Genomic DNA, 26,066 nt, shown 5'->3' with positions numbered 1-26,066 from the left:
TCTATTCACTCCGTTTCACTCTGCGTTGATAGTACAATTCTAATCTTGGACGATTGTAACGTTGCGTCAGTATAATCGGTAAATTAGCGCAAATAACATAACTCATATTGATAAATTGTATATATTTAGGTGCTTTTACAAAAATAATCACTGGTATCATTGATAACCAATGCACAAGTTCTGCCCGACGCATTTCTACAATCATTATATGTATGTCTTCTAATTTAAAAGAAGCTAGTTTCTTTTTATTATAAATATGATGATTGAATCTAGCACCTTCTGGAATGAAGCGTTTCCACTTATTAATACGTAATAGTGTATTCCATAAAGCGCCATTCTTTTCCCACGACCATATTGTAAAAACCTTGTCATATTTCACAAAGAAGGATGACGGGCATCGTACCATCAACTGAGATATTGATAATTGTGTGGTTGTCCAAAACACACTATGTATTAAGCCTAATTTCAATACTTTCCATAATGACATAACATTCAACACTTTCGACATAATAATTGTTCTAATATCTTCCCTATAAACCTCATCGGTAAACGTTATGCTACAGTGTCTATTAAAATACAAAAAAAGAGGCCGACCATCATGTCGACCTCTTTCCTCGATAACTCGATGTGCTATCCAGTTATCTGAGTAAATCCTACCACCAACCGTTGTTATTACGGAATGCAATTGCTGCATCTAATGAACCGTAACGGCTGTTAGCGTAGTTAATCATACCTTTAGTTTGTTGTGCTACTGAACCAGTACCCCATGATTCCATAGTTTGACCTAAACCTCTGTAACCAGCTGGGTTAACTGCGTTAGGGTTACCACCTGATTCTGGCATTACGATAGCGTTCCAAGCAGCTTCAGTACCACCGTTAGCTAAGAATTGCGCTTTAACTGATCCACCAGTTGAAGCTGATGAAGCTGAGTATGAAGTAGTTGTTGGTGCAGAAACTGTTCTAACACTAGTGTTGCTTGATTGTTGGTTTGAGCTTACTGATTGAGATGATGCTTCGTTGCTGTAAGAAGCTGAGTAATCAGTTGATTGAGCAGCTGGAGCAGCTTGTGTAGTTGCTACTGTGTCAGCACCACCAACGTAAGTGTAATTCCAAGACCAAGATTGACCATCAGAAGTGAAGTTATATTTGAAACCATCTTTAACGAATGAGATGTTGTATGCGCCAGCTTGTACTGGGTGCGCATTTAATTCAGATGGGTTGTTTTGAGCTAAGTTAGCTAATTGTGCATAATTAGTAGTTGATTCAGATGCATGTGCACTGTTATCTGTAGTTAATGCATAACCTGTTACTCCTAAAGCTACTGCTAATGACGACGCGATTACTGTTTTTTTCATAATAAAAAATTCCTCCAAAAAAATTAGTTTATATTTTCGTTATGTTATATTCTTTAGTTATTGTGTTTTGCTCTGTGTTTAACTTTTGACAATAAGTACTATATCATAAAAAAACGCCAGTAGTATTACGCTTTTCTTACAAAAAATTACAATAGACATCTTATTTTGTAACATTGAAATATAAGTATTTCGCTTTGTAACAATTATTTTTTGAACAAATAGTTTAAAATTTCATTATGAAATAAGGATTTACAATACTCTTTTAAGAAATTTACAACTGTTTTACATTGTCTGTAATATTACAAATTGCCGTTTTGTTACAATACCGTAATATTTCTAACAACTCCGAACTATTCAATTTATCTATATAACTTTAAAAAAACCAAGAAACGCTATGATTTTCTACCGTTTCTTGGTTCCTATTATTTAATCATATTCATTCATAATCTTTAACGCCCCATAATACTTTTTCACATTTACGAATAATATATTTCATAATTTCTATTCTTGATGTTTTCTTATGGTCGGCGGGTACAACTAACCATGGTGCATAGGTTGTATGTGTTTTTTTAACCATGTCATGACTTGCTTCGACGTATAAATCCCATTTTTCACGATTACGCCAATCTTCATCCGTGATTTTCCATTGTTTATCGACGTTATTTTGACGATCTTTAAAACGCTTCAACTGTTCGTCTTTATCTAATGTAAGGAAGAATTTTAAGATGATTGCACCTTCATCTGTCCACATTTTTTCAAATGCATTAATTTCCTCATAAGCACGTTGCCATTCATTCATCGTTGCAAATCCTTCAATACGCTCAACTAATACACGGCCATACCAACTTCTATCAAATAACTCGATGTGTCCGCTTCGTGGCATATCTTTTGCAAAGCGCCATAAATAATGATGTTTTAATTCAACGTCAGTAGGTGCGCTAATGCCATTGACTTCATAACCAGTTGGATCAAGCTTTTCTCTAATACGTTTGATATTACCACCTTTGCCGGCTGCATCCATGCCTTCAAACACAAGAATGAGTGGGATTTTCCGCTCATATAATGCGAATTGTATTTCTCGCATGCGTTTTTGTAATTCGCTAATCAATGATTTGTATGCTTCTTTGGATACTTTATCTACTTCGATATCAAACATTTTGGTACTAAAGTGCTCAGTAAAGTCACCATCACGTTCATTATCTTGAGCATGATGTTTGGCAATGGCTTGTTCTAAACGTTGTATAATGTGTTCATACATTTTTTCGATTGCTGATTGTCGTTCTGTATAATCAATAATCTGCCATTGTTGATCTTGTTTAATAAATTGATGCATATCCTCTAAATATGTTTCTGTTGATAAGACGCTACCATATTCTTGAACTTTCCACCGCATTAATGGATTCTCTTTCGTTTGCTTAATATGTTCTTGTCTTTTATCTTCGTTAATTTCAATAAAGAATTTAATGATTTCATAATTATCTTTGATTAACATATCTTCAAAAGACGCAATTTGTTCTTTTAAGACATCATAGTTTTTGTATCTATCATGCTTAATTTCATTCTCTCGATAATCTAAATAGTGAGAGTACCAGCTTCTAAAATAAACATTGATATCACCCTTTTTAGGTAATGTATTCCAATATTTTTGTAAGAATTGATATCTTAAATCATCCTTTTGAGGTGACTGTGTTGCAATAAAATGTGTATATTTCGCATCAAAGTTAAGTAATAATTCATTTGATAAGCGTGTTTTTCCAGAGGCTGGGACACCTTCAAATAAAATCATAATTGGAATACCCAAATCATGTGTTTGTCTTGTAAGTTCTGCTGTCTTTAGTGCTAGTTTTTCGATTTTATTAGCCATTAACCATTCACCCTTTTTGTAACGTATCATTTCATTTTTATTGTAACACGATTTATTTCTATTTTTTCTCAATCTTTATAAATAAAAAGAATTGATAAAATGCGACATTCAACACTTTATCAATTCCTATTTAATAGGACGTTAACCCATAAATTTATATATGTCGTTAGTATATAGACGTAATACTTTTCGGAAAATAATATCTAAAACAAATGCAGTTACTAATGGCACAACAAAGAATCCTAAAATAATGAGTAAGACACTCACTAAGGCAGAATCAATATGTAAAAATTTAAAAGCACTAATTGGACCAATCATACCAATGAAACCAAATCCTGCCGATTCTTTCGTTCCCGCAATACCAATCAAACTTCCTGCAATTCCTGATATACCAGCAGTTATAAGGATTGGTAACATGATGATTGGATATTTAACCATATTAGGCATCATCATTTTCACACCACCAAAGAATATAGAAATCGGTACTGCAACTCGATTCACTTTGCTAGTACCAATAAGCAATACTGCTTCAGTAGCTGAAATACCAATAGAAGCTGATCCTGCCGCAAGACCTGTAATCCCTATTGCAATAGCTATCGCAACTGTTGATAACGGTGAAATAATAATAAAACTGAAGACCATAGAAATGAGCATACACATTAATACAGGTTGTAATTCTGTGAAGCTATTAACCATATTACCAATGCCAGTTGTAATCATGTGTACATATGGCAAAATGAATACGCCAATCGTAGCTGACAATCCACCTACAATCGTTGGATATACAATGAGCGCCATACTGCCGACACGTTTTTCAATTAATAAGATGAATATTACAGCAATCGTTGCTGTTATCATCGTATTAATCAAGTCTCCAATACCAGCAATCACCCATGCGCCATGTTTAAATTGTGCGGCTCCACTACCTACATAAGAGGCACAAGCAACCACTGCAATGGCTAATGGTGTCATGTCAAATTTCAACGCAATGAGTGCGCCGATTAAAGCTGGCACTGTAAATTGCATTGCTTGTACAACATGTAACAATGTCCCAAAAAATGGATGATGATGCATTAACGCTTTAAAGATTTCTCCCAAAATGGCATTGGGTACTAAGCCCACCACGATACCTATGGCTACGCCCGATAGCACTCTAAATGTAAAATCTTTAACGCCTATTTCTCTAAGTGTTGATGTCATGTAAAAAACCTCCTGTTGTCTGTTCTGCACACTTATTAAATTGATCAACCTACTTATGAGTTATTGCTATGATGTTTCAACATCTCCTCATGGCAATCACGTATATAAGTAATGATAGATTTTACTATATCACAAATTCTAAATTTTCAGAATATTATTTTTGTTTTTTTCTCTAAAAAGTAACAATTAATGATTATCCTTATATCCAAACATTTACCCGTTGTAATATGGCAAGCAATGTTAAAACTAAAAAAACTGAAGCACGACGTAGGCTTCAGATTTTTATACCATCCATTTCGTTTGACGTATTAAATATTAAATAAACTTTCTTCTTCTTCGGGCAGTTGCTCAATAAAAGGTTGTGGGTCTTCAGCATAATCATTGCCTATACCACCTTTCATTCTTTGAAAGTGTAAATGTGACCCTGTTGTCTGTTCTCCAGTATTACCTGATAAAGCAATGACATCTCCAGCCGCTACTTTTTGACCTTGAGTTACTTTAAAATCATTTAAATGCATATACCACTGATGGTATTGTCCGTTTGATTCTGAGATTTGTAAGACCTTCCCACCTAATTCATCTTCAAATAATTTGGTGACAACGCCATCTGTTGCTGCTAGCACTTCAGTATCTTCAGGTAAATCATAGTCGTTACCATAGTGTCGGTCATTACCTTCAAATTCTAATCCATGATTATAAGTGCCATAACCATGTGTTAATCGCCCATCACGATTTAAAGACATATGGGATGACTGGTCATCTATTTCACGTATAACATATGTTACGAATATACCGATACTTACACACACTAATATTGTGATAGCTATTTTAATCAAGTGTTTCAAACATCGCGCTCCTCTACAATTTGTAATTATCATGTATATTAACAAATCTAGCGTTGATAGCGCGTATACTTTGCTTATAATCAGACTAATTGACTAGATAATGAACAAAATTGACTATTATAATAGTAGAAACTCGTTTCGTATGGTCACCTTTATCCATAATTTTCTATCTTAGAGACCTGTTAAAATGTCATTATTTATTGTTTTAATCGCTCAATATCCTCTTTTTCCAAATCTAACGCATTAAAAATACCACCTTTATATACTTCGACAATAAATTGCGCTATTTCATCAACATTGATTTCATTTTTATGTTTTGACCAATATTCAAAGGTATTTACAATGATCGTTATTAAATATTCTTTACCTAATTCTCTTTTAAGATTCGAACCCTGTGAAATATGATTTATAAATTCGAAACGCTTAGACACTAAATTTCTAATTTTCATTTTGAAACTTAGAATTCCTTCATTCGTCAACAATACCTTTAATACTTCTGAATACGGATCCATCGCTTTGAATAAGTTTGCGATGCTACCCACATCTAAAATATCTTCATTTTCTACATTAAATTCTCTTTGTGTTTTAATAAAGTTTAAAACATCATCTTCTATTTCCGATAACAGTTCATATTTATCATCATAATATCTATAAAATGTACTTCTTGTTACATACGCTTCTTGAGTAATTTCATTAATCGTAATTGCTTCAAAATGCTTGTGATCTAATAAATTGATTAGTGCTTCTCTAAGTAGACGTTGCGTCAATTGTGTTTTGTTACTATAAGCCATCTCATCACCCTTTCGCATCGTATTATAATACATTTTGATACATAGTGTATTATTTTAAACATCACATTTTATTTTGTTCTCCTTTTTCTCTTTAAAAGTTGTTACATTTAACCAGTACTTTTAAAGGAGGCTTATTATGTCAGAGAATATAAATACTACATTTGACTTAGATGAACATGGCAAACCTTATAATAAATTGATGGTTATGGTTGTCATTTTACTTGCAACATTTGCTGGTGCCTTAATGCAAACGTCATTAGGCACAGCACTACCTACATTAATGAAAGATTTTAATATTGATTTTAGTACTGCACAACAAGCAACTACGTGGTTTCTATTAGCTAACGGCATAATGGTTCCATTATCTGCCTACTTAGCTACTCGTTTTTCAACGAAATGGTTACATGTCATTGCATATGCCATTTTATTAATTGGTTTAATACTAACTGCTATTGCACCGTCAAATAGCGATAGTTGGATTATTTTCTTATTCGGTCGAATTGTTACCGCAATCGCTGTTGGTTTAATGATGCCTTTGATGCAAATCATCATCATTAACATGTTCCCACCAAACAAACGTGGTACTGCGATGGGATTGAGTGGTTTAGCCGTTGGATTAGCGCCAGCACTTGGACCAACATTTGCTGGTTGGATATTAAATAAAGATCATACGATGCTTGGTCTCACAATAAGCGATTCATGGCGTAACATTTTTGTGATCCCAATTATTATTGTAGCGATTGCTTTTATATTAAGTTTCATTTTTATGAAAGATGTCATACCAAATAGAAAGATTAAACTAGATATGTGGTCACTTATTTTATCCAGTTTAGGATTTGGTTTATTTTTATGGAGCTTTTCAAATGTTTCTAGCGAGGGTTGGGGAAGTATTAGTTATGTCATACTACCGCTTATCATTAGCGTCCTTCTTATCGGATGGTTCTGTATGCGTCAGTTTAAATTAGATGACCCGTTCTTGGATTTACGTGTATTTAAATCCAAAGGCTTTGTCATTGCAACGATTGGCCTTATCGTTGTGACAATGGCTATGTATGGTGTGGAAATGATGCTACCTACTTATTTACAAAATATTCATGGGTTCTCACCATTTGAGTCTGGATTAACCTTGCTTGCAGGTGCTTTAATGTTAGGGTTTATTTCGCCTATTTCTGGTGCACTGTATAACAAAATAGGTATTAAACGTTTAGCTTTTGTTGGATTCTTAATTTTATCATTAGCTTCATTACCGTTTGGTTTTTTAACGGATACGACATCACCGACGCTCATTTTAGTATTATACTCAGTACGTATGTTTGATGTAGCTTTAATTATGATGCCATTAACAACAAATGCAATGGATGCCTTGCCAACTAAAATGGGTACACACGGTACAGCAGCGAACAATACTGCTAGACAAGTTGCATCTTCTATAGCCGTCGCATTGCTAACATCTATTACGCAAAATATGATTAACAACCATATGCCAGCTAAAAGTTTAAAAGATGCAAATCCATTACTTTATGCCGAACATGCACAACAAGCATCTATTGATGGTTTTAATACTGCGTTTTTAATTGGCGTAGCATTTGCAGTCATTGGATTAATTATCGTTCCTTTCTTGAAAATGAATCACTCAGAAAGCGAGGAGAATTAGATGATTATACTTATTATTCTAACTATTGCCGTATTTGCATCATGGACACTGATTCCACATCGCCTAACACGTTATGTTATCGGTTCATTATTCACCGTTCTATTTACAGTATTAATCATTGGCATTGTTGCAAACATGACGCATCATTTTGGTATGGAGAAAGAAACAATCACTGAACCCGAAAAACAAATTTATGCTGCTGGTTCATCAAAATCTCCTACAAACATGTTAATTGCGAATGAAATAGGTAACAATTCTTATAATTATGTCATGGTTTATAAAGAAAATAAGAATGATGACAAACCATCTGCACATTTTAAACCTAGTACTAATAAAGAAGATTTATCAGATTCAATAAAGAAACACGCTTTCTATAGAACAGCAGATGTAGACCAAGCGACAGTTAAAACAACTAAAACATATTGGACTTGGAAAAATGACTTTTACCGTTATTTGTTTGATTTTGGAAACAATAAAAAAGAACTTATCAAACAAACATCGATTGTTACAGTACCTAATGATACATGGGTCGTACTAGATGCAAAACAAGCAAAGCAACTTCAAAAAAATCAAATGGCATCATCAAAATCACAAAATAGAATTAAAAAAGAACTGCAAAATAAAATGATAGCGTATAAACAATCACATCCTAAAGCGTCTGAGAAAGAACTTGAAAATTATATTAACGATCAAAAACAACGACTTGCTACAAAACAAGTTAAAGAAATGCTTAAATAACCAACAAGCGTGAACTTTGACAACCCTCTCTTTTCGACAGATAATTTAATGTAAGTAATAAGTCAATAAGGGAGGTGCCTATAATGACTACGACTAAGGTAGACCCGCGTATTATTAGAACAAAGAAACTACTGGTAGACGCGTTTCAAGAGGTTTCCCGAGAGAAAAAGATGTCGCAAATAACGGTTAAAGATATTACTGAACGTGCTACAGTCAACCGTGCTACTTTCTACGCACATTTTACAGATAAATATGATATTCTCGATTACACTTTATCTGAAACGATTCTGAAAGATCTAAATGACACGTTAGCTATTTCTGATATGATTAATGAAACCGTCATTACTAATCTATTTATATCTATTGCCAATTATATGGTTGAAGTACAAGATTCATGCAAAATGAATAGTGAAACGTTCTGTAACCAAGCCCATCAACGTATCAATAATGAATTAGAGGATATTTTTACCATTATGCTTCGCAATAGCTATCCTGAACATGATATTGACATACTCGTTAACAGTGCGAGCTTTCTAGCTTCAGGATTATGTGGTCTCGCCCGACATTGGCTCGATACAAGTTCACTTTCAGCTGAAGCTTTTATAGATAAAAATTTACCTTTCTTAATTCATCATATAACACACTTATAATTCAACTTCTGAGGCATAGCCTTGGAAGTTTTTTTATGGAAAAAGCTAATCTAATCAACAAATACTGAGCATTGTTGTCTAAACAACATGTTTCATAAGCATGTATGTTGCATGTTAATCAAATAGGGCGTATATTACATTTATACAACAAGTGTTAGTTAAGTAATATGTGTTGTTTTAACATTAATTACGTAAGGAGGGAAAGACATGTCAGATATCGATGAACATGAGGGATTTAAACGAACGTTCAAAAATAATAAATTGACGCTAGGTTTATCCATACCATTTGATAATAAACAACAAAATAATATAGATTTTGATGAACAAGTGAGATACGCTCAAAAGGCAGAGTCTTTGGGGTTTGCAAGTTTATCTGTGAGAGATAATCCACTGTACAGTCCTCATTTAGGCAAGGTTACAACGAATTATGATCCGTTCGTCTTTTTAACCTATCTGAGTGCCTTTACCTCTAAAATTGCACTAGGTACGGGTAGTACCGTAGCAACCTTACGACATCCCATTCACCTTGCTAAATCAGCAGCCTCACTTGATCTTATTTCCAATCAACGTTTATTACTCGGTATGGCTACCGGTGATCGTTCTTTCGAATTCCCTGCATTTAAAGTAGATGAAAGTGAATTAACAGAACGTTATCAAACAACCATTCAATCATTAAGAGCACTTTGGCAATCACATTCTCCCAACATTTCAAATTCAATTTTTGAATTATATGAGGATTCAGGGTTACAAGCATTGCCTAAGTATCATACAATTCCTATGTTTGGTACAGGCTACTCAAGACAGTCTATGTCCTGGTTACAACAACATATGGATGGCTGGTTATTTTACGCCCAATCTTTTCAAGATCAAAAGAAATTAGTTGAAGCTTGGCACAGTGGTACCGACCGTTTCAAACCGTTTATGAATATCTTAATGATTAATTTATCCCGAAATCCAAATGAAACAGTTAAACCGATCAAAGGTGGTTTCCGTACTGGACGTAAAAATTTATTACAAATATTAAAAGCTTATGAATCAATTAATACAAATCATATTATCTTAAGATTTACAAATGATGATCGTGATATCGAAGAACTCATAGAAGAAGTTGGAACGTATATTGTACCCCACTTCCCAGCACATACAAATTAGGAGGAATAAATAATGAGAGAATTACTAGATAGAATTAATCAATTAGCAAATAAAGAAAAAGTTGAAAGTTTGAGCGTTGAAGAAAAACAAGAACAACATCAATTAAGACAAGAATATTTAGGTATGATAAGAGGTCAAGTACTTCATACTTTCTCTACTATGAAAGTTTTAGACCCACTTGGACAAGACGTTACACCAGATAAAGTGTATGACTTAAGAGAAGAATACGGCAATATTCAAGAAAATTAAAAGCATATTATTAAGACTTAGGCTGCCCTTAAAGGTTTCGACTTTAAGAACAGCCTTTTTTCTGTACATAGTTCTTATAGGAAAATTTTGAACTTGGAATATTATAGAGACGTTCTTCGATAGATATTCACTCACTTAAGTTGCTTCGCGTTCCTGGGGTGCTGTCTCTAAAGTAGTTCTTAAATGGATTTTCATTTCACTTAAGTTGAGACGCTTGCCTAGGGGGCTGGGTCGTAAAGAAATTCTTAGATGAATATTTACTCAATTTGTTGCGACGCTTTCTTGCGGGAAAGACTCTAAAGTAGTTCTTTGTTTTTAATCATTAGAACTACTTACCTAAGTGTTATAGCACTTAGGTTCATTAAAATTAAAGCTCCCCTAGGAGTCTACGCAACTACGTTTCATTATCTCTCAAATAACTACTTATTTAACTCGTTTACTTTCACATATTGCTAGTATACTTACATAAATATTTCTATATATAGAGCGAATTGTCACAACTCTTTTTTTTAGAGAAGTTTCATTCTCAATGAAAAAGGATTATAATTAATTTTATTATTATATAAATATAAAATAATATTTCTTTATTGATCAGTGTGAGTTATAGATTACTTTATAAAGGAGGTTCAAGAAAATGAACATAGACCAAATCAAACTTCAATTTAATGAGACAGTTACAAAATATGATTCTGTTTTAATTGTTTTAACCTATCAAGGACATCTTGTTTTTGTTAAAAATAAAAAAAGAGCATGGGAATTAACAGGAGGTAAGGTAAACCATAATGAAACGATGAATGAGACAGCTATCAGAGAAGCTTATGAAGAGTCTGGCGCTGTCATCACTGAAAATGATATAGACTATTTAGGTTACTATATACTACCAAATGGCCATACCACTACAATTACAAAAGCTGAAGTAAGCTATTTTAAAGATATACCGAAATATTCAGAAACTACTGAAAGAATACTTACGAAAGAACCATTAGACAAAAATTTATTATCATTTCAAGATGGGTTATATGAAGAAATTTTTAAATATTTAGGAGCATACCATGAATAAGGTTAAAAAAGGGTATTTATTTAATATTATTTCCGTAGCAATCATGTCTTTAACCCCAATATTAAACAAACTTTCACTCACTGATTTATCACCTATTCAAGCAAGTTTTTTTAATGCTTTGTTTTCAACTTTAATATTATTAATCACTGTATTATTCGATAAAAGTAAAATAAAAATCTATCATAACAAATTTATATGGCTCTTAGGTATTACTAATACAATAGGTATTTTACTCCAATATGTAAGTTTAAGTTTGTTAGATCCAGTTAGTGTTGGATTATTAGGAAGATTTTATATTATATTTGCGTTGTTTCTTTCAGTTCTCTTTCTAAATGAAACGTTGTGCAAACACGATACCCTTCCTATAATTTTTGCTGTTATAGGTTCATTCTTGATTACTCATTTTTCAGGTGATTTTAACAGTTTATTAGGTGTGATTGCCGCCCTATCTTATACATTCTTTTTTGCGCTAACGAATATGTTAGCTAAAAAGACCGTTAAAGACATTGATTCTAAAACCATCTTACTATACAATCAGGCGACTTCTACTTTGTTGCTAGGTATCATATTAATTGTGACTAATCATTTACATACCATACATATAGGCATAGGTTTGTTCTCTATTTTACTTTCTGCTTTGTGCAGTGGTGTAATAGGACTTTTATTATTTTATGAAGGCTTGAAATACATTTCGTTTCGTGAAGCGAATATTATAAGAACCCTCAATCCTATATTTGTGTTTATATTTTCTTTCCCGTTTTTCCCTTTACCATTAACACCTAAATTCATAACCGGTGCGATTTTAATCATTATTTCTATCATTTATATGAACCTATATAAAGATAAAAAAACGTCTTCATGATCACTTTTTCATTAAAAATGCGCCCCAACATTAGATCTCATTCTAACTTTGGGGCGTATATTAATTAGCGTATTTTATAAAATTAATTGAACTAACAAACTAAGAAATTATATTTATGTCCATCTGGGTCTGCAAAAGTTGCACCGTAATATCCTTGATAAGTCCCAGGCTCATCAATCACTTTACCGCCTAGCACTTCCACTTTATGCATTAACTCATCCACTTCATCAGTCGTTTTTACACCTAAAGATATGATGACTTCATTAGGTTGTTTTGAAACTGATTCATGCGTCACTTTTTCAAAATGGTTATTTTCAATTAAAATCACAATCGTTTGTTCGATTGTAATACCAACCATTTTGTCTAGCATATCTGGATTCTTATTGATTTCAAAGCCTAAATTTTTGTAAAATTGCTCGCTACGTTCTAAATCTTCGACATGTAAATTAAACCACATTGACTGAATCATAGTCTTCCCCCTCATTTAAAAAAAATTAAAAGTTCACTTCACTAATCCATTGTTCTAACGTTAAGCGATTGGGATTAATGTCATCCATTTGTTTAAAATCAATCACATACCCTTTTTCTTCAAGCCAACCACGTTCGGCAGTACCACTTGAAAATGACCCTTTAATTTCTGTAGGTTTACCTGTCACCGTAGCAAATGTCTTCACAACGTCTTTTAACGTAAGTTCATCAGAAGCGATTTCAATGGCTTGGTGGTTATATTTTTCATTGTTCGCAAACACATTGGCTGCAATTTTAGCGATATCGATTGAAGAAATCATCGCAAATTTAACATCTCTATCGATAAATTCAGGAATTACAATTTCGCCATTCTCTACTTTAGTAATTCTTAAGAAATTATCCATGAAAAATGATGGTTTAATAATTGTGTAGTTTAACGCGCTTGCTTTAAGCTCATTCTCAATCTCAGCAAGTGCTTCAAAGTGAGGACCTGTACGATCACGATTCACACCACCTGCAGTGCTGTAAACAACGTATTCAATACCTTGTTGTTCCGCCGTTTGAATAATCATCTTACCTTGACGTAATTCTTCTTCTACATTGTCTACAATAATAGGTTGAACACTATAAACACCATATTGTCCTTCCATAGCCTTTGATAAGCTATCTTGATGACTTAAATCGCCTTCAAATATCTCTAAATGGTCACTATCGATTGAAGTCAACGTTTCATTATGTTGATTACGTGTAAAAGCACGAACTTTCCAATCATCTTTCAATAATTGCTTTACTACAGCGTTACCTTGTTTACCTGTAGCACCAATAACTAATATACTTTTACTCATTATTTATCTCTCCTATTGTAAAAACCAATAATCTTCTTTGTCACCTTTTAAATACGTATAGTCTTTAGGTTGATTGCCGTTTTGTCTAATGTTGTCATTAATTAAATCACGAACATCCCACACTAAGTGTATAAATGTTTGCAATTTATTGCCAAAGAAACCATTTGGCGCATCCATGTCTAATACCCTTTCCACTTCTTCAATAGAAATATTCATTTCTTGAGCAATATTTTCAATACTTAATGTTGATTCATGGAAATGTGCTTTCAACTCTTCACTCGTCACGTGTCTTTGATGTTTATTTAATGACATATTTACCCTCTTTTCAAAAAATAAATTAATTAACCCTTTATATTTGTATTCATCATTAACAAGATTTATAATAAACGGACAATTATCCGTTTGTCAACGAAATCTATTTAAGAGGTGATATGATGCGTAAGGATGCATTAAAGAATCGACAACGTATTGAAGACAAAGCACTAGAATTATTTAATTCCGAAGGCGTTGAAAATGTAAGTATGAATAGAATTTCTAAGGAATTGAATATTGGTATGGGGACACTCTATCGTCACTTCAAAGATAAAAGTGACCTATGCTATCGCATTATCGAACATGACTTCGATGACATTATGACGCAAATGCTAGAAATCAAATCACACTATGCGTCTAAAACTGATATCATGGCCCATTCGCTGGATATATTTTTAAAATTCAAAACGGATAATAGTGGTTTATTACATTGTATTGAAGGTAAAGATAATGCCCAGTTGTTCCGTAAAAGTGACTTCTTCAAACATTTGAATCAATATTACTTTGATTTATTTAATGATTATACAGACGAATCTTGGGCAATATTTAAAACAGATATGCTATTAAAATCTTTAACAACTGAGACCTTTGAATTTCAAAAAAACGAACGACAACTTTCTAATGAAACATTTAGAAATAATTTAATCAAACTATATTTACCTACAGAGGTGACGAAATAATGAAAAGAATCACGTTAATCACTGGCGGCAACAAAGGGTTAGGCTTTGAAACTGCGAAAGCACTAAAGGAACAAGGACATAAAGTTTATATTGGTTCTCGTGATGAAGCACGCGGTCAAAAAGCTGCTGAATCACTTGGCATAGATTATGTGCAACTAGATGTTACGGATGACGCTTCAGTCCAAAATGCTTTTAAAACCATTCAAGAACAAGAAGGACGTTTAGATGTATTAGTCAATAATGCTGGTATCTCAGGTGGTTTCGCTAAACCTGCAGATTTAACTGTTGAAGACGTGGAGAACGTGTATAACACAAACGTCTTTAGTATCGTACGTATGATGAACACCTTCATTCCACTTCTTGAACAATCTGACCAACCTGTTGTAGTCAATGTAAGTAGTGGTTTAGGTTCATTCGGCATGGTAACAAACCCTGATACACAAGAATCTAGAGTAAATTCATTAGCTTATTGTTCATCAAAATCTGCCGTAACGATGTTGACCGTACAATATGCGAAGGGATTACCGCATATGCAAATCAATGCTGCAGATCCAGGTTCAACCAACACGGATTTAGTTGGAGATTTTAGTAACAATTCTAAACCTGCATCTGAAGGTATCATCCCTATTGTTCAACTTGCAACTATTGATACAGATGGCCCTACAAGTACCTTTATTGATGGCAATGGCACTATGCCTTGGTAATTTTGAATAATTATTTAAATTTTAGGAGGCTTTTCTAATGAAAAGTATTAACTTTGAAGAACATTATGTTGTAGAAGAAATTCAAAAGGAAACAATGGAACATATGTCCGCTGACCCTAAGGGCGTGCCAATGAAAACAATGCTAGAAGGTCTTGAACAAAAATCAGGTTTCACTGATGCAGATGAAATATCACATCACGACAAACGTATTGAATTTATGGATAAACATGATGTTGAAATGCAAGTATTATCCTATGGTAATGGTGCACCATCAAACCTAGAAGGACAACGCGCAATTGATTTATGTAAAAAAGCGAATGATACATTAGCAGAATATATTGAAAAATATCCAGAACGCTTTGTTGGATTTGCGACGTTACCAATTAATGAACCAGAAGCAACAGTGGAAGAATTCAAACGTTGTATCAATGATTTAGGGTTCAAAGGTGCCTTAATTATGGGACATCCTAAAAACGGTTTCCTTGATCAAGATGCATACGAACCATTATTCGCCGCCGCTGAAGCATTAAACACGCCAATCTATTTACATCCATCTCCAGTACAAAGTGATGTATATCAAGCGTACTATAAAGGGAACTATCCAGACGTAACAGCTGCTACATTCGCATGTTTCGGTTATGGCTGGCATGTTGATGTAGGTATTCACGCGATTCATTTAGTGCTTTCAGGTGTATTTGATCGTCATCCAAACTTAAATATTATTATTGGACACTGGGGTGAATTTGTACCATTCTTCTTAGAACGAATGGATTCTATTTTATTTGCAGATCACTTACAACATCCAATTAGTCATTATTTCAAAAATAATTTCTACATTACACCAAGTGGTATGTTAACGAAACCACAATTTGATTTAATCAAAGCAGAAGTCGGTATTGATAGAATACTATATTCAGCTGACTACCCTTATGTTGAACCGGAAAATTTAGGCACATTCTTAAGTGAACTAGGTTTAACTGAAGAAGAACAAGAGAAAATGAGTTATACCAATGGTGCTAAATTGTTGGGTTTAGATAAATAGTCATATAACTACAATTAAAGACTAAATCATACAAATTTAATCGGAGGTTTTATAAATGGAAACATTAGAATTACAAGGCGCTAAATTACGTTATCACAAAGTGGGCAATGGTCCTGTTATCATCTTCATCCCTGGTGCAAACGGAACTGGAGATATCTTCATGCCACTTGCACAACAATTAAAAGATAAATTCACAGTTGTCGCTGTAGATCGCCGTGGCTATGGTCAAAGTGAATTAACTGAACCACTACCTGAAGAAGCAATCAATCCAGATAGTCGTTACCGTGTTAAACGTGACGCACAAGATATCGCTGAATTAGCGAAATCATTAAGTGATGAACCTGTCTATGTATTAGGTTCAAGCTCAGGTTCAATCGTGGCAATGCACGTCTTAAAAGAACATCCAGATGTCGTTAAAAAAATCGCATTCCACGAACCACCAATTAACACATTTTTACCAGATGCGACATATTGGCAAGATAAAAATGCTGAAATCATTGATATTGCAATTAATGAAGGTATGCCTCAAGCAATGAAATTATTTGGCGAAACGTTACAAATTAGTAAATTAGACCAACAATACATGTCAAAACCAGCTCAAGCTGAGAATGATGCTGACAGTAAAAAACGTTTCGATGAAATGTTAGGTTGGTTCAAATATGAAATTCGTCAATATACAGAATCCGATATTTCAATTGATGATTTTAATAAACATAATGACATCATTACTTTATTAAATGGTACAGCTTCAAAAGGTTCATTCCCTCAAGAAGTTAACTTCTTCATTTCTGAAGAAACTGGTATCAACATCATCGACATTCCAGGGGGTCACTTAGGATACGTTCAAGAACCTGAAGGTTTCGCTAATGTATTACTTGAAATGTGGGATTAATTTGAATTAAAGGAGTGTCATTTTAGTGCTTTTCACGAGAAATAAACCTTATACTAACGAAACGTTACTCGCTAAAGAAGATATTCTTGAGCTTATTCAATTTGAACGTTTCTGTCGTGACAATGCCCTATGGGAGAGCATGAAAACGTGTTTCGCAAATGATTCTTATATCAATATTTCATGGTTTAAAGGTAATGGTAGTGAGTTTGTCGCTTCATCTAGGAGCCTAGGACATAAATAATATAATGATGCTCTTTTGCAAAATCGCAGTTGCTGACTGAACTGAAAAGGCGCTTAAATCAAGCTTTTCTCAGTTCTAGTCATCCTTGCGGGGGTGGGACGACGAATTTAAAACGAATTCTGTCCCACTCCCCCAAGTTTGGATTAATGACACACGTGCTGTAGCAATTATGCAAGCGACCATTCAAACACGCCTTTCAATTCAAAATGTTGAAATGGAATTACAATCAGATGCCAAATTAGTATATTGTCTCGAACAAGATAATCAAGGCGTTTGGTATATTACACGTCTTGAATGTATATATGAGAAAGATAGCCTAACACCGGTTAAACCAACGACGATTAATTTGCCAAAGAATGACTTTGCAGATTATCGTCCAAGTTATGCTTGCTTATCTTATGCATTAAATGCTATTGGCTATGATGTGAACAGTGAGTTACAAGGCATTGATAGACCGAACGAAGTCAATGCCTATTATGATGAAATTGATGATTGGCTAACTTTTAAAGAAGAAGAGAAAGAAGCGTAATAAAATATGAAGAAAATTGATTTACATGCACATTATATATCACCTGGATTCTCGAAGTTTCTAGATGATTATTTCGATGGCAAAGGTGATGGCGTAGCAACACCGAAGTTCTCACCTGAAAGTTATTTAGAATTAATGACACGTATGGACATTGAATATGGTGTGCTATCTATTTCGAGCCCACATATCAGTGTGGCACCAGATGAAGAAATGATTGACTTAGCTAAAGAAGTCAATGCGTATGCATCTGAATTTACACACATATACCCAGAGCAATTAGGTTTCTTTGCGACGTTACCACTTCCATTAGTGGATGAAAGCATTGAAACGATTAATACTGCATTAGATCAACAAGGTGCTTTAGGTTTCACCTTACCTACAAATGCACGAGGTATTTATATTGGTGATGACCGTTTGGATAACATATTAGCTAAATTAAATGAACGTCATGCCGTTGTGGCACTGCACCCAAATGAGCCTAAGCCTAATATCGAAGCAATGAGCGACGTTGTTCCTGCACCTTTAATGGAGTTTATCTTTGATACCACACGCACAGTCATTTATATGAGCCAAAATAATGTGTTTAGCAAGTATCCAAATATTAAATGGATTATTCCGCATTGTGGCGCATTATTGCCTGTCATTGCGCAACGTGTCGCAATGGGTAATAAGATGTTTGGTAGTACGCGTCAACCTGATGATTTAGAACAAGTTATGCAAACATTATATTTTGATTTAGCTGGAAAAGTCTTACCTTATCAGCTTCCAAATATTGCTCAAAGTGTAGATATGAATAAAATTGTATATGGTTCAGATGCACCGTATACAACAGATCAAGTCGTTACAATGTTAGCAGATGAATTGGAATCAACTGAATTCATCTCACGACATGAACTAAAAAAAATGTTATATGATAACGGCAAACAATTATTAAAATCAATTAATGAAAAATAATAAACATAAATGGCACCGGTATCACTGTACCGGTGCCATTTATGCTTATTGTTTATGCCAATATTTCATCCATTGATCGGTTCACGCTACTTGCGTACATTCCACCAAATTTAAGTAAATGAACCATAAATAAATATAATCTATAAAATTCTAAACGTTTACGTGCACCTTTTCTTAAAGGATAATGTTTCTCATATTCATCATAGAATGCTTGGGTAAAGCCACCGAATACCATCGTAATACCTAAATCAAACTCTCTATCTCCATAGAACGGAGCCGGGTCGAATAGCGCTGGACGTCCATCCGTTAAAAACATGTAATTGCCACCCCATAAATCTCCATGTAACAACGATGGTTTACTGTGATGATCCTCTAATTCATTTACCATCACAGTACGGACTTGTTCATATACTTTATTATCTTCGGCATGCCATAACCCTTTACGCATCAGTTCATCTCTCAAGTGATCCATGCGACGTTCGACAAAGATTTCAACCCATGACTCTGACCATGAATTATCAAATGAAATATCTCCACCCTCATGTGGTAAATCGAACCCAAATTGACCATCTTGTTGTTGTTGGCTATGCATTTTTGCTACTAATTGACCTAATTCACGCTGGCTACCACTTGTTCCTTCATCTAAATAACTTAATATCAAGAAAGCATCCCCATTGATTTCACCACTATCAATGACACGTGGTGCCGTTATACCTGCTTGTTCAAATGCATTGAGTCCAGCGATTTCAGCTGCATAGAATGACTTATCTCGATTACGCTGAACTAACAAGAAATACACATCATCCTTCGTCGTTACTTTGAATGCCTCATTGACATCTCCACCACTGACTGGTGAAATATCACTGATTTGGTCTAATGGTAGCTGTGCTTGCCAATCTTTCTTCATGATGATTCCTCCTTCGCATACATCTTCTTACTATATTATATTTCCTGAAAATGCGTTAACTAATCGTACGTCCTTATATCGATTTTAGTTAAGGCAAATTTTCAAACAGTCTTTAAATTAACTATGCAATTATGGTTGAACATGCTAGTCTTAGAGAGGAATGTTTTTTCAATGATATTAAATGAGGATAGTAAGCCTCAAATACAATGAAATAGGAGCATTATTATGTATAAACTAATTAAACCACTATTATTTAAATTTGACCCTGAAAAAGCACACAGTATGACGATCGACGCTTTGAAACTCGCACAGAAGCGTGCTTTCTTATTACCTGTGATGCATAAACTATTTAATTATGAAGACCCATCATTAACGCAAACGATTAAAGGTATTACATTTAACAATCCAATCGGCTTAGCTGCAGGCTTTGACAAATCTTGTGAAGTCCCTAAAGCACTTGAAAATGTTGGGTTCGGTGCACTTGAATTAGGTGGTATTACACCAAAACCTCAAGATGGCAATCCGAAACCACGTATGTATCGTCTAGTAGAAGATAATGCCTTAATTAACCGTATGGGCTTTAACAATATTGGTATGAATCGTGCGTTATGGAATTTACGTCGCCATTCATACGCGATTCCTGTTGGCTTAAACGTTGGCGTAAATAAAACGACGCCATACAACGATCGCTATCAAGATTACATTAAAGTGATTGATACGTTTAAAGCAGATGTATCCTTCTTTACAGTCAATATTAGTTCACCAAACACTGAGAACTTACAAAGTTTCCATGATAAAGATGAATTTTCAATGTTATGTAACGCATTAAAAAATTTCAAAGCGCATACAGAAGTAAATGTCCCTATTTTCTTAAAATTAACTTCTGATTTAGAGCTTGATGGATTTAAAACGATTTTACCAGCGATTACAGAAACATTTGATGGTATGATTCTCGCTAATACAACACGACAACGTGATGGTTTAACATCTGCGAATAAAGTAGAAGACGGTGGCTTAAGTGGGCGCCCCCTTTTCAAAAGAAATTTAGAATTAGTGAAATGGGCATACCAACAAACTAAAGGTGAATTCTTAATTATCGGCACAGGCGGTATATTTAGCGCTAAAGATGCCATTCAAATGATGCGAAATGGTGCCTCTCTCGTTCAAATATATTCGTCATTAGTTATCGAAGGTCCTGGATTAACTAAGAAGATTAATAAAGACATCGCTGCATATTTAAAACAACATCAATACAACAATGTAAGTGATATCATTGGTTTAGATGCCAAATAATAATGGTGATATGGCTTTACTTAATTTTAAAAAGTACTATACTAAAGCCAAAGATAACTAGTTTACCGGAGGGGTATGCGTATGACTGCAGAAGATAAAGATACTAAACACAATGCAGACCAAGCGTCTAAAAACCAAACGCAATCATCTAAACCGAATCATCAATCATCAAATGATGATAATAGCATTGGCTATAATGGCGAAAAGAAGACCGCACTTGATCTTGAAATCGAACGCGAGTTGCTTGAAATGATGGAAAATGAAGATCCAGAACCTGAGAAACAGAAAAAAGGATTAAAAATTGCAGGTTTTCTTTCTGCATTTGTGATTGCCGTCTTAGCTATTATACGGTTTATTAATCGAACATTATAAAACAAGACTCCTAATTTGAAATGCTTCAACTTCAAATTAGGAGTCATTTTAATTAAAATTGTTGTAAGAAATCTTTAGCTTCTTGATTGATTTGTTTGAAATCTATCCCTTGTGCCATCGCAGCAAAGACACATCCACAATAGCATTGTCTAAAAATGTGATAATCATTGCACATTTCTATTGAACGTTCATATCCTTTATTCTTTTTAAAGTCACTTGGTAAATAGTTCACATCATATAAATGTTGTACTTCCATCCCTAACTCGTTAATTAATTGCGCATTCTTTTTAGGGGATAATGTAAGGGCACTACCAAAGTAATCATAGCCGTATTTCACAGCAGCTTCAGCAACAAGCTCTAAACGCATTTCAAAACATGCAGTACAACGTAAGCCACCTTCTGGTTCTTCAGTAAGTCCACGTGATTTCGCCATTTTCATAAATTCATGCGGCTTATATTCCGCTTCAATATATTCCACTTGCTTTCCAGTCTTCTCATTAAAATCTTTAACGAATTGTTCTTGAACCTTAGCACGTCTTAAATATTCATTTTTAGGATGGATGTTAGGATTAGCAAAGTAAATCGCCACATCAGCATACTCTGTTAAATATTCTAACGTGTAAGTGCTACATGGCGCACAACAACTATGTAGCAAGATTTTAGGTCTCAATCCTTCCCTTTCCCATTGATGAATTAATTTTTTCAGTACTCGATCATAGTTGATTTTTTGATTTTTCATTTTAGCAATAATTGGATCCGCGTTTAACATAAAAATGACTCCTTAAGTATTATATAAATTTATTATATAATACTTAAGGAGCCGAATCATCGTTAATATTCTTTTTTCAACATCATCATGTAATAAATAAACATGAAGCCTCCGAATAGCACGCCAGAGATGACACATCGGATGAATTGTGCTTTAAAGTCAAACCCGTCATTAAAAATATACGGAAAGATAACGCCTGTAATAATAAACATCATCACTGCAAAATAAACAACTAAAAACGCGCATTTTAATGCAAGTTTCTTCACCCAATATTTATACGCTTCTGCAGAAGTCGCTTTTAACTCATCTAAACGATTTCTTCTATTAATCCATAGAGAGGCAAACGTTAAAATAACACTTAATACTAATAAGCACACCGTTCCGAAGCTTACTGTTTCTCTCATCATATCTATAATCAAACTAACTGTACCTAAGATAACTATTAATATATAGGTTATTAAAAACATAACCGCTAATTTATGTTCAAGGACACCTTGTTCACGCTCATCTCGACCTGTAGGATTTTGTGTAAACCAATTGAATAACGCATTACTAAATTTATTCATTCTTTATACGCCCCTTCATTGTATGCCTTAACAATTTTACTCTTACCAGCAAAATAACTGACTAAACCGAAAATTAAAGATGCCATCAAATTAACCGTTATAAAAAATCCTAATTCAATCTTTTGATCAGAAAAATATAATCGCGTTAAATTAAGTAAACTCATAATGACACCGAACATGATACCACCGAGTAAACAACTTAACTTATGCTTTTTTAACACCCTTTGATAGGCTTCTTTAGTATAAACTCGATTTTCATCTAAATGATGTTTTCGAATACCTATCGATAAGAATATATTCACAATAAAGAACAAAACGAATACACCAATGGTTGGTATATTAACACGCTGCACAACATAATCATTGATTAAACTAATGAAAGCTAATATAAGCAAGCCAAAATAAGTAATAACAAAAGTTGTCGTAACATGTGCGTATAGCATTTCTTTTTCTCGCTCATCACGTTCAGTCATTACGCCGATGAGTCGATTAATCATTTTATCTCGAAAATTGGTCATCTTTGATCACCTCAAGATTATTAATTACGGTATATGTAAAATATAAACGACATTTCTGTATATGTCAAATATAGACGACACAAAGATTCTATTTAGATTACTTAACATCAAGTGTTATGCTACAATAATTGTAATAAAAAACACCTAGATCGTTTGAGATTTGGAACTAGGTGTAAAAATAAAGGACATATTACTGACTTATAGGTAAGCCAATATGTATCTCCAATTTCTATTATTGGGCTAACGTTTTCTTAATTGTGGCTTAAGAAAACGTTATTTTTATGCTTAATTTTAAATATTAAAATATATGTATAACCCAAGATACATAGAATGTCAGTTAAATGAAAAAGCTCCTAATCACTAATATCAGTAATTAGAAGCCATACATTATTTATTAATCTCTCTTTGTATAATTGTAGCTGGTCCATTATTAACAATATCGTAAAAATATTGAATTAAATCTTCTTTAGGGATACGGTTATCATCCTCAACCCAATGTCTTAAGAATGATAATCCTGCACCTGATACATAACTCATAAAATAAGAAAATGGAATACCACTAATATCACCCTGTGTATTTGTAAAACTATTTAAATAGTTCGTTAGCAAGCCATATAATTTTTCATGCAATTTAGACGCTGTCCCTATTTTGAACATTAATTGATAAAATGCTATATTATCCTCAATATGTGCAATCAGAAATTCCATGATGTGTCTTAAATCCTCTGTTGAGAACTTCCCGCCACTACTTTGTTTGCTTTCTTTAATAAACGTACGCACTACATCTACGTGTTCGTCTTCCATTTTGTCTAGCAAATCGTATTTATCTAAGTAATGCGTATAAAACGTACCGCGATTAATATCAGCTAAATCTGTAATTTGTTGTACAGTTACATCATTGAAATCATATTTATGTAATAAATTGATAAATGCCATTTTAATCGCTTGTTGTGATTTCCTAATTCTACGATCTTGAGTCATTTTATAGACCTCACTTTACATGTTTGTTTTTGTACAATTATACCGACCTTGTTGGTTTTCGTACAATTACCCAACCATGGCATACACATGAACACGAACAAAAAGTTAACCCAAATGAAATCGTGCCAGTTGAAATAGAATTATTACCATCAAGCACATTATTTAAAAAAGGTGAATCTTTAGTAGTTATTGTTAAAGGTAACGAAATTATCAAAGATAATAGCACACCTTTACCTAATATGAAAACACGCTATGAACATGAAGATACAGTAAACAAAGGTCGTCATCTTGTATATACTGGCGACAATTATGATTCACACTTAATCATTCCTGTAATTGAATAACAATGGATAAAAAGTATCTGGGCATAAATAATATAATGATACTGTTTTGGAAATTTACAATAGCTGACTAAACTGAGAAGACGCTTAAACCCAGCTTTTCTCAGTTATAATCTAGTGTCCCAGCAAAGCGCATTTCACTAAAAAATCCTACAAGCAAAGCAAAATGGGAGCGGACGACGAATTTAAAAACATTCTGTCCGACTCCCTTTTATTGTTAATATGAATGACTTGCATGTCCCAACGCGTTATAACCAACGCCAAAACAGTTGATGTACAATACCTAAATCATCATAATGATGAACAAGCGTTGATCCGAACAAATGCATGGCGAAGGCTATAATGACAAAGAAAATCATGATGCCATAAAAACTCGCTATACGTAGTGTATGATTCACACTATATTTCGAAATTAAGACTATTGATGATGTTATAAGTAAAATCATAGAGAACGCAATCAATATACCACTGAAAATATAGAACTCAAGGAAAAACACAACAAGTCCTAAAAACAGCACACTGACTGACAGTGTATTGATGAATATATAATCTGATAATACCTTTTTAAATAAAATACGTTCTACGATCATTAAGCGAATAACGCCAAATGTTACGACAAGTAAAAACACAAGTGCTAACAGGAGTGTTAATACAAATTTCAAGATAATTGTTGCAGTATCAACAAAATAACCATCAAATAAACTTGCTGAAAATATGTGTAAAAACATTCCCAATATGATCAAACCAATAACGACTAATGAAGCAAGTAACGTATGGCTAAATGAATGTTTCCCTTTAATTACAGCATCATGAGCAGTAAATGCTTGTTTAAAAAATGACTTACTTTCATTAAATGTTGTTTTCACTTTCAGTGTGAATGGACCTTCAGCATAACGGTGTTCATAAGACATATATCTATGTGCAAATTCACCATGTTCATACGCATTATCACGTTGTGTTTCATTGAAACCTTCTTGTTTAACTGTTTTAGAATACGTTGTAGATTGAATCTCCGAATTGACTGATTCTGTTGCTGATTGCGTTGATTGGAGCGTTGAATCATTTAATTTCTTACCACAACTACCGCAAAATTGATCTCCTGGTTGATATGTCTGACCACAATTTGGACATTGCATTAGGGCTACCTCCATAAATATAAAATTCTAAGTCATTATACCATTATTTTATATTGTGTCATATATTATATTTTATAAATTAAAAAAGAAAGATGA

General features: G+C 33.7%; 30 protein-coding genes and 2 pseudogenes. 17 read left to right on the top strand and 15 right to left on the bottom strand.

Translation table 11 applies throughout. The features are described from left to right. Position 1: 1 nt before the first annotated feature. The 6 genes from KA909_RS04965 to KA909_RS04940 all read right to left on the bottom strand — a co-directional run bounded on the left by KA909_RS04965 (position 2) and on the right by KA909_RS04940 (position 6,055). The gene (locus KA909_RS04965; RefSeq protein WP_193838929.1) at positions 2-487 is read right to left on the bottom strand and encodes a glycosyl-4,4'-diaponeurosporenoate acyltransferase CrtO family protein; all 486 of its coding nucleotides are present in this window, start codon (positions 485-487) and stop codon (positions 2-4) included. 166 nt (positions 488-653) lie between these two features. Then, entirely contained in the window at positions 654-1,355 is a 702-nt protein-coding gene (locus tag KA909_RS04960; RefSeq protein WP_053028866.1) for an aggregation-promoting factor C-terminal-like domain-containing protein, read from the bottom strand. 436 nt (positions 1,356-1,791) lie between these two features. After that, on the bottom strand, positions 1,792-3,219 hold the full coding sequence (locus tag KA909_RS04955; RefSeq protein WP_075108193.1) for a phosphate--AMP phosphotransferase: 1,428 nt from the start codon (positions 3,217-3,219) through the stop codon (positions 1,792-1,794). Between the two features lie 141 nt (positions 3,220-3,360). Beyond that, positions 3,361-4,419 (bottom strand): PTS sugar transporter subunit IIC, encoded by a 1,059-nt coding sequence (locus tag KA909_RS04950; protein ID WP_075108194.1) that lies wholly within the window; start codon positions 4,417-4,419, stop codon positions 3,361-3,363. Between the two features lie 308 nt (positions 4,420-4,727). Then, the gene (locus KA909_RS04945; protein ID WP_245339346.1) at positions 4,728-5,264 is read right to left on the bottom strand and encodes a M23 family metallopeptidase; all 537 of its coding nucleotides are present in this window, start codon (positions 5,262-5,264) and stop codon (positions 4,728-4,730) included. 197 nt (positions 5,265-5,461) lie between these two features. After that, positions 5,462-6,055, bottom strand: a complete 594-nt coding sequence (locus tag KA909_RS04940; protein WP_193838928.1) for a TetR/AcrR family transcriptional regulator — start codon at positions 6,053-6,055, stop codon at positions 5,462-5,464. Positions 6,056-6,191: 136 nt separating this feature from the next. On the opposite strand from KA909_RS04940, the gene KA909_RS04935 reads away from it, so the two are divergent. The 7 genes from KA909_RS04935 (at position 6,192) to KA909_RS04905 (ending at position 12,420) form a co-directional block, all read left to right on the top strand. After that, on the top strand, positions 6,192-7,709 hold the full coding sequence (locus KA909_RS04935) for an MDR family MFS transporter (protein WP_210130010.1): 1,518 nt from the start codon (positions 6,192-6,194) through the stop codon (positions 7,707-7,709). Beyond that, positions 7,710-8,447: a DUF4811 domain-containing protein gene (locus tag KA909_RS04930; protein WP_193838926.1), complete on the top strand. Its 738-nt coding sequence runs from the start codon at positions 7,710-7,712 to the stop codon at positions 8,445-8,447. Between the two features lie 83 nt (positions 8,448-8,530). Next, positions 8,531-9,097: a TetR/AcrR family transcriptional regulator gene (locus tag KA909_RS04925; RefSeq protein ID WP_075108199.1), complete on the top strand. Its 567-nt coding sequence runs from the start codon at positions 8,531-8,533 to the stop codon at positions 9,095-9,097. Positions 9,098-9,304: 207 nt separating this feature from the next. Beyond that, positions 9,305-10,249, top strand: a complete 945-nt coding sequence (locus KA909_RS04920; protein WP_193838925.1) for an LLM class oxidoreductase — start codon at positions 9,305-9,307, stop codon at positions 10,247-10,249. Between the two features lie 12 nt (positions 10,250-10,261). Further along, complete coding sequence (locus KA909_RS04915; protein ID WP_011274805.1) at positions 10,262-10,498, top strand: DUF896 domain-containing protein; 237 nt, start codon at positions 10,262-10,264, stop codon at positions 10,496-10,498. A gap of 634 nt (positions 10,499-11,132) precedes the next feature. Continuing rightward, positions 11,133-11,558 carry an NUDIX hydrolase gene (locus KA909_RS04910; RefSeq protein WP_075108201.1) on the top strand — a complete coding sequence of 142 codons (426 nt, stop codon included), beginning with the start codon at positions 11,133-11,135 and terminating at the stop codon, positions 11,556-11,558. Continuing rightward, the gene (locus KA909_RS04905) at positions 11,551-12,420 is read left to right on the top strand and encodes a DMT family transporter (protein WP_075108202.1); all 870 of its coding nucleotides are present in this window, start codon (positions 11,551-11,553) and stop codon (positions 12,418-12,420) included. The genes KA909_RS04910 and KA909_RS04905 overlap by 8 nt, the downstream gene beginning before the upstream one ends. A 91-nt stretch (positions 12,421-12,511) precedes the next feature. Here the strand turns inward: KA909_RS04905 and KA909_RS04900 are convergent, their stop codons facing one another. Genes KA909_RS04900 through KA909_RS04890 form a run of 3 tightly spaced genes read right to left on the bottom strand, consistent with a single transcriptional unit; the run spans position 12,512 to position 14,045 of the window. Continuing rightward, complete coding sequence (locus KA909_RS04900) at positions 12,512-12,889, bottom strand: VOC family protein (protein ID WP_210130009.1); 378 nt, start codon at positions 12,887-12,889, stop codon at positions 12,512-12,514. A 25-nt stretch (positions 12,890-12,914) separates the two neighbouring features. Continuing rightward, on the bottom strand, positions 12,915-13,733 hold the full coding sequence (locus tag KA909_RS04895) for an NmrA/HSCARG family protein (protein ID WP_210130008.1): 819 nt from the start codon (positions 13,731-13,733) through the stop codon (positions 12,915-12,917). Between the two features lie 12 nt (positions 13,734-13,745). Further along, on the bottom strand, positions 13,746-14,045 hold the full coding sequence (locus KA909_RS04890; protein ID WP_193838923.1) for a DUF2316 family protein: 300 nt from the start codon (positions 14,043-14,045) through the stop codon (positions 13,746-13,748). Between the two features lie 122 nt (positions 14,046-14,167). Here KA909_RS04890 and KA909_RS04885 point away from each other — a divergent pair, with 122 nt between their 5' ends. The 7 genes and pseudogenes from KA909_RS04885 to KA909_RS04855 all read left to right on the top strand — a co-directional run bounded on the left by KA909_RS04885 (position 14,168) and on the right by KA909_RS04855 (position 19,087). After that, positions 14,168-14,725, top strand: a complete 558-nt coding sequence (locus KA909_RS04885) for a TetR/AcrR family transcriptional regulator (protein ID WP_210130007.1) — start codon at positions 14,168-14,170, stop codon at positions 14,723-14,725. After that, positions 14,725-15,429 carry an SDR family NAD(P)-dependent oxidoreductase gene (locus KA909_RS04880; protein ID WP_210130006.1) on the top strand — a complete coding sequence of 235 codons (705 nt, stop codon included), beginning with the start codon at positions 14,725-14,727 and terminating at the stop codon, positions 15,427-15,429. Before KA909_RS04885 ends, KA909_RS04880 begins: the two co-directional genes overlap by 1 nt. A gap of 37 nt (positions 15,430-15,466) precedes the next feature. Then, the gene (locus KA909_RS04875; protein ID WP_193838920.1) at positions 15,467-16,471 is read left to right on the top strand and encodes an amidohydrolase family protein; all 1,005 of its coding nucleotides are present in this window, start codon (positions 15,467-15,469) and stop codon (positions 16,469-16,471) included. A gap of 55 nt (positions 16,472-16,526) precedes the next feature. After that, positions 16,527-17,363, top strand: coding sequence for an alpha/beta fold hydrolase (locus tag KA909_RS04870; protein WP_075108209.1), 837 nt, complete (start codon positions 16,527-16,529; stop codon positions 17,361-17,363). 25 nt (positions 17,364-17,388) lie between these two features. After that, positions 17,389-17,601 (top strand): annotated as a pseudogene (locus KA909_RS04865) (bile acid 7-alpha dehydratase); the annotation flags it as partial. An 88-nt stretch (positions 17,602-17,689) separates the two neighbouring features. Continuing rightward, complete coding sequence (locus KA909_RS04860) at positions 17,690-18,133, top strand: hypothetical protein (RefSeq protein ID WP_228480678.1); 444 nt, start codon at positions 17,690-17,692, stop codon at positions 18,131-18,133. A gap of 6 nt (positions 18,134-18,139) precedes the next feature. Then, positions 18,140-19,087 (top strand): amidohydrolase family protein, encoded by a 948-nt coding sequence (locus KA909_RS04855; protein ID WP_193838918.1) that lies wholly within the window; start codon positions 18,140-18,142, stop codon positions 19,085-19,087. 52 nt (positions 19,088-19,139) lie between these two features. Here the strand turns inward: KA909_RS04855 and KA909_RS04850 are convergent, their stop codons facing one another. After that, on the bottom strand, positions 19,140-19,994 hold the full coding sequence (locus tag KA909_RS04850; protein WP_193838917.1) for a fructosamine kinase family protein: 855 nt from the start codon (positions 19,992-19,994) through the stop codon (positions 19,140-19,142). Positions 19,995-20,219: 225 nt separating this feature from the next. On the opposite strand from KA909_RS04850, the gene KA909_RS04845 reads away from it, so the two are divergent. Together KA909_RS04845 and KA909_RS04840 are read left to right on the top strand one after the other, a co-directional pair. Next, on the top strand, positions 20,220-21,287 hold the full coding sequence (locus KA909_RS04845) for a quinone-dependent dihydroorotate dehydrogenase (RefSeq protein ID WP_210130005.1): 1,068 nt from the start codon (positions 20,220-20,222) through the stop codon (positions 21,285-21,287). A gap of 81 nt (positions 21,288-21,368) precedes the next feature. Beyond that, positions 21,369-21,659 carry a hypothetical protein gene (locus KA909_RS04840; protein WP_075109410.1) on the top strand — a complete coding sequence of 97 codons (291 nt, stop codon included), beginning with the start codon at positions 21,369-21,371 and terminating at the stop codon, positions 21,657-21,659. Between the two features lie 52 nt (positions 21,660-21,711). Here KA909_RS04840 and KA909_RS04835 read toward each other — a convergent pair whose 3' ends face one another. The 4 genes from KA909_RS04835 to KA909_RS04820 form a co-directional block, all read right to left on the bottom strand. Beyond that, positions 21,712-22,428, bottom strand: a complete 717-nt coding sequence (locus tag KA909_RS04835; protein WP_075109409.1) for an epoxyqueuosine reductase QueH — start codon at positions 22,426-22,428, stop codon at positions 21,712-21,714. A 62-nt stretch (positions 22,429-22,490) separates the two neighbouring features. Further along, positions 22,491-22,994, bottom strand: coding sequence for a hypothetical protein (locus KA909_RS04830; RefSeq protein ID WP_210130004.1), 504 nt, complete (start codon positions 22,992-22,994; stop codon positions 22,491-22,493). Continuing rightward, positions 22,991-23,512 (bottom strand): DUF3278 domain-containing protein, encoded by a 522-nt coding sequence (locus KA909_RS04825; RefSeq protein ID WP_178377495.1) that lies wholly within the window; start codon positions 23,510-23,512, stop codon positions 22,991-22,993. The genes KA909_RS04830 and KA909_RS04825 overlap by 4 nt, the downstream gene beginning before the upstream one ends. 387 nt (positions 23,513-23,899) lie before the next feature. After that, positions 23,900-24,493, bottom strand: coding sequence for a TetR/AcrR family transcriptional regulator (locus KA909_RS04820; RefSeq protein WP_210130003.1), 594 nt, complete (start codon positions 24,491-24,493; stop codon positions 23,900-23,902). Positions 24,494-24,555: 62 nt separating this feature from the next. Between KA909_RS04820 and KA909_RS04815 the strand changes: the two are divergent. After that, a pseudogene (locus tag KA909_RS04815) lies at positions 24,556-24,837 on the top strand (CocE/NonD family hydrolase C-terminal non-catalytic domain-containing protein); the annotation flags it as partial. A gap of 245 nt (positions 24,838-25,082) precedes the next feature. Here KA909_RS04815 and KA909_RS04810 read toward each other — a convergent pair. Next, complete coding sequence (locus KA909_RS04810; protein ID WP_210130002.1) at positions 25,083-25,970, bottom strand: zinc ribbon domain-containing protein; 888 nt, start codon at positions 25,968-25,970, stop codon at positions 25,083-25,085. Between the last annotated feature and the right edge of the window lie 96 nt (positions 25,971-26,066).

Origin of the sequence: Staphylococcus sp. GDX8P54P (assembly GCF_017893165.1) — a bacterium.
Lineage (GTDB): Bacteria > Bacillota > Bacilli > Staphylococcales > Staphylococcaceae > Staphylococcus > Staphylococcus borealis.
This window is presented reverse-complemented; position numbering and strand designations above follow the sequence as displayed.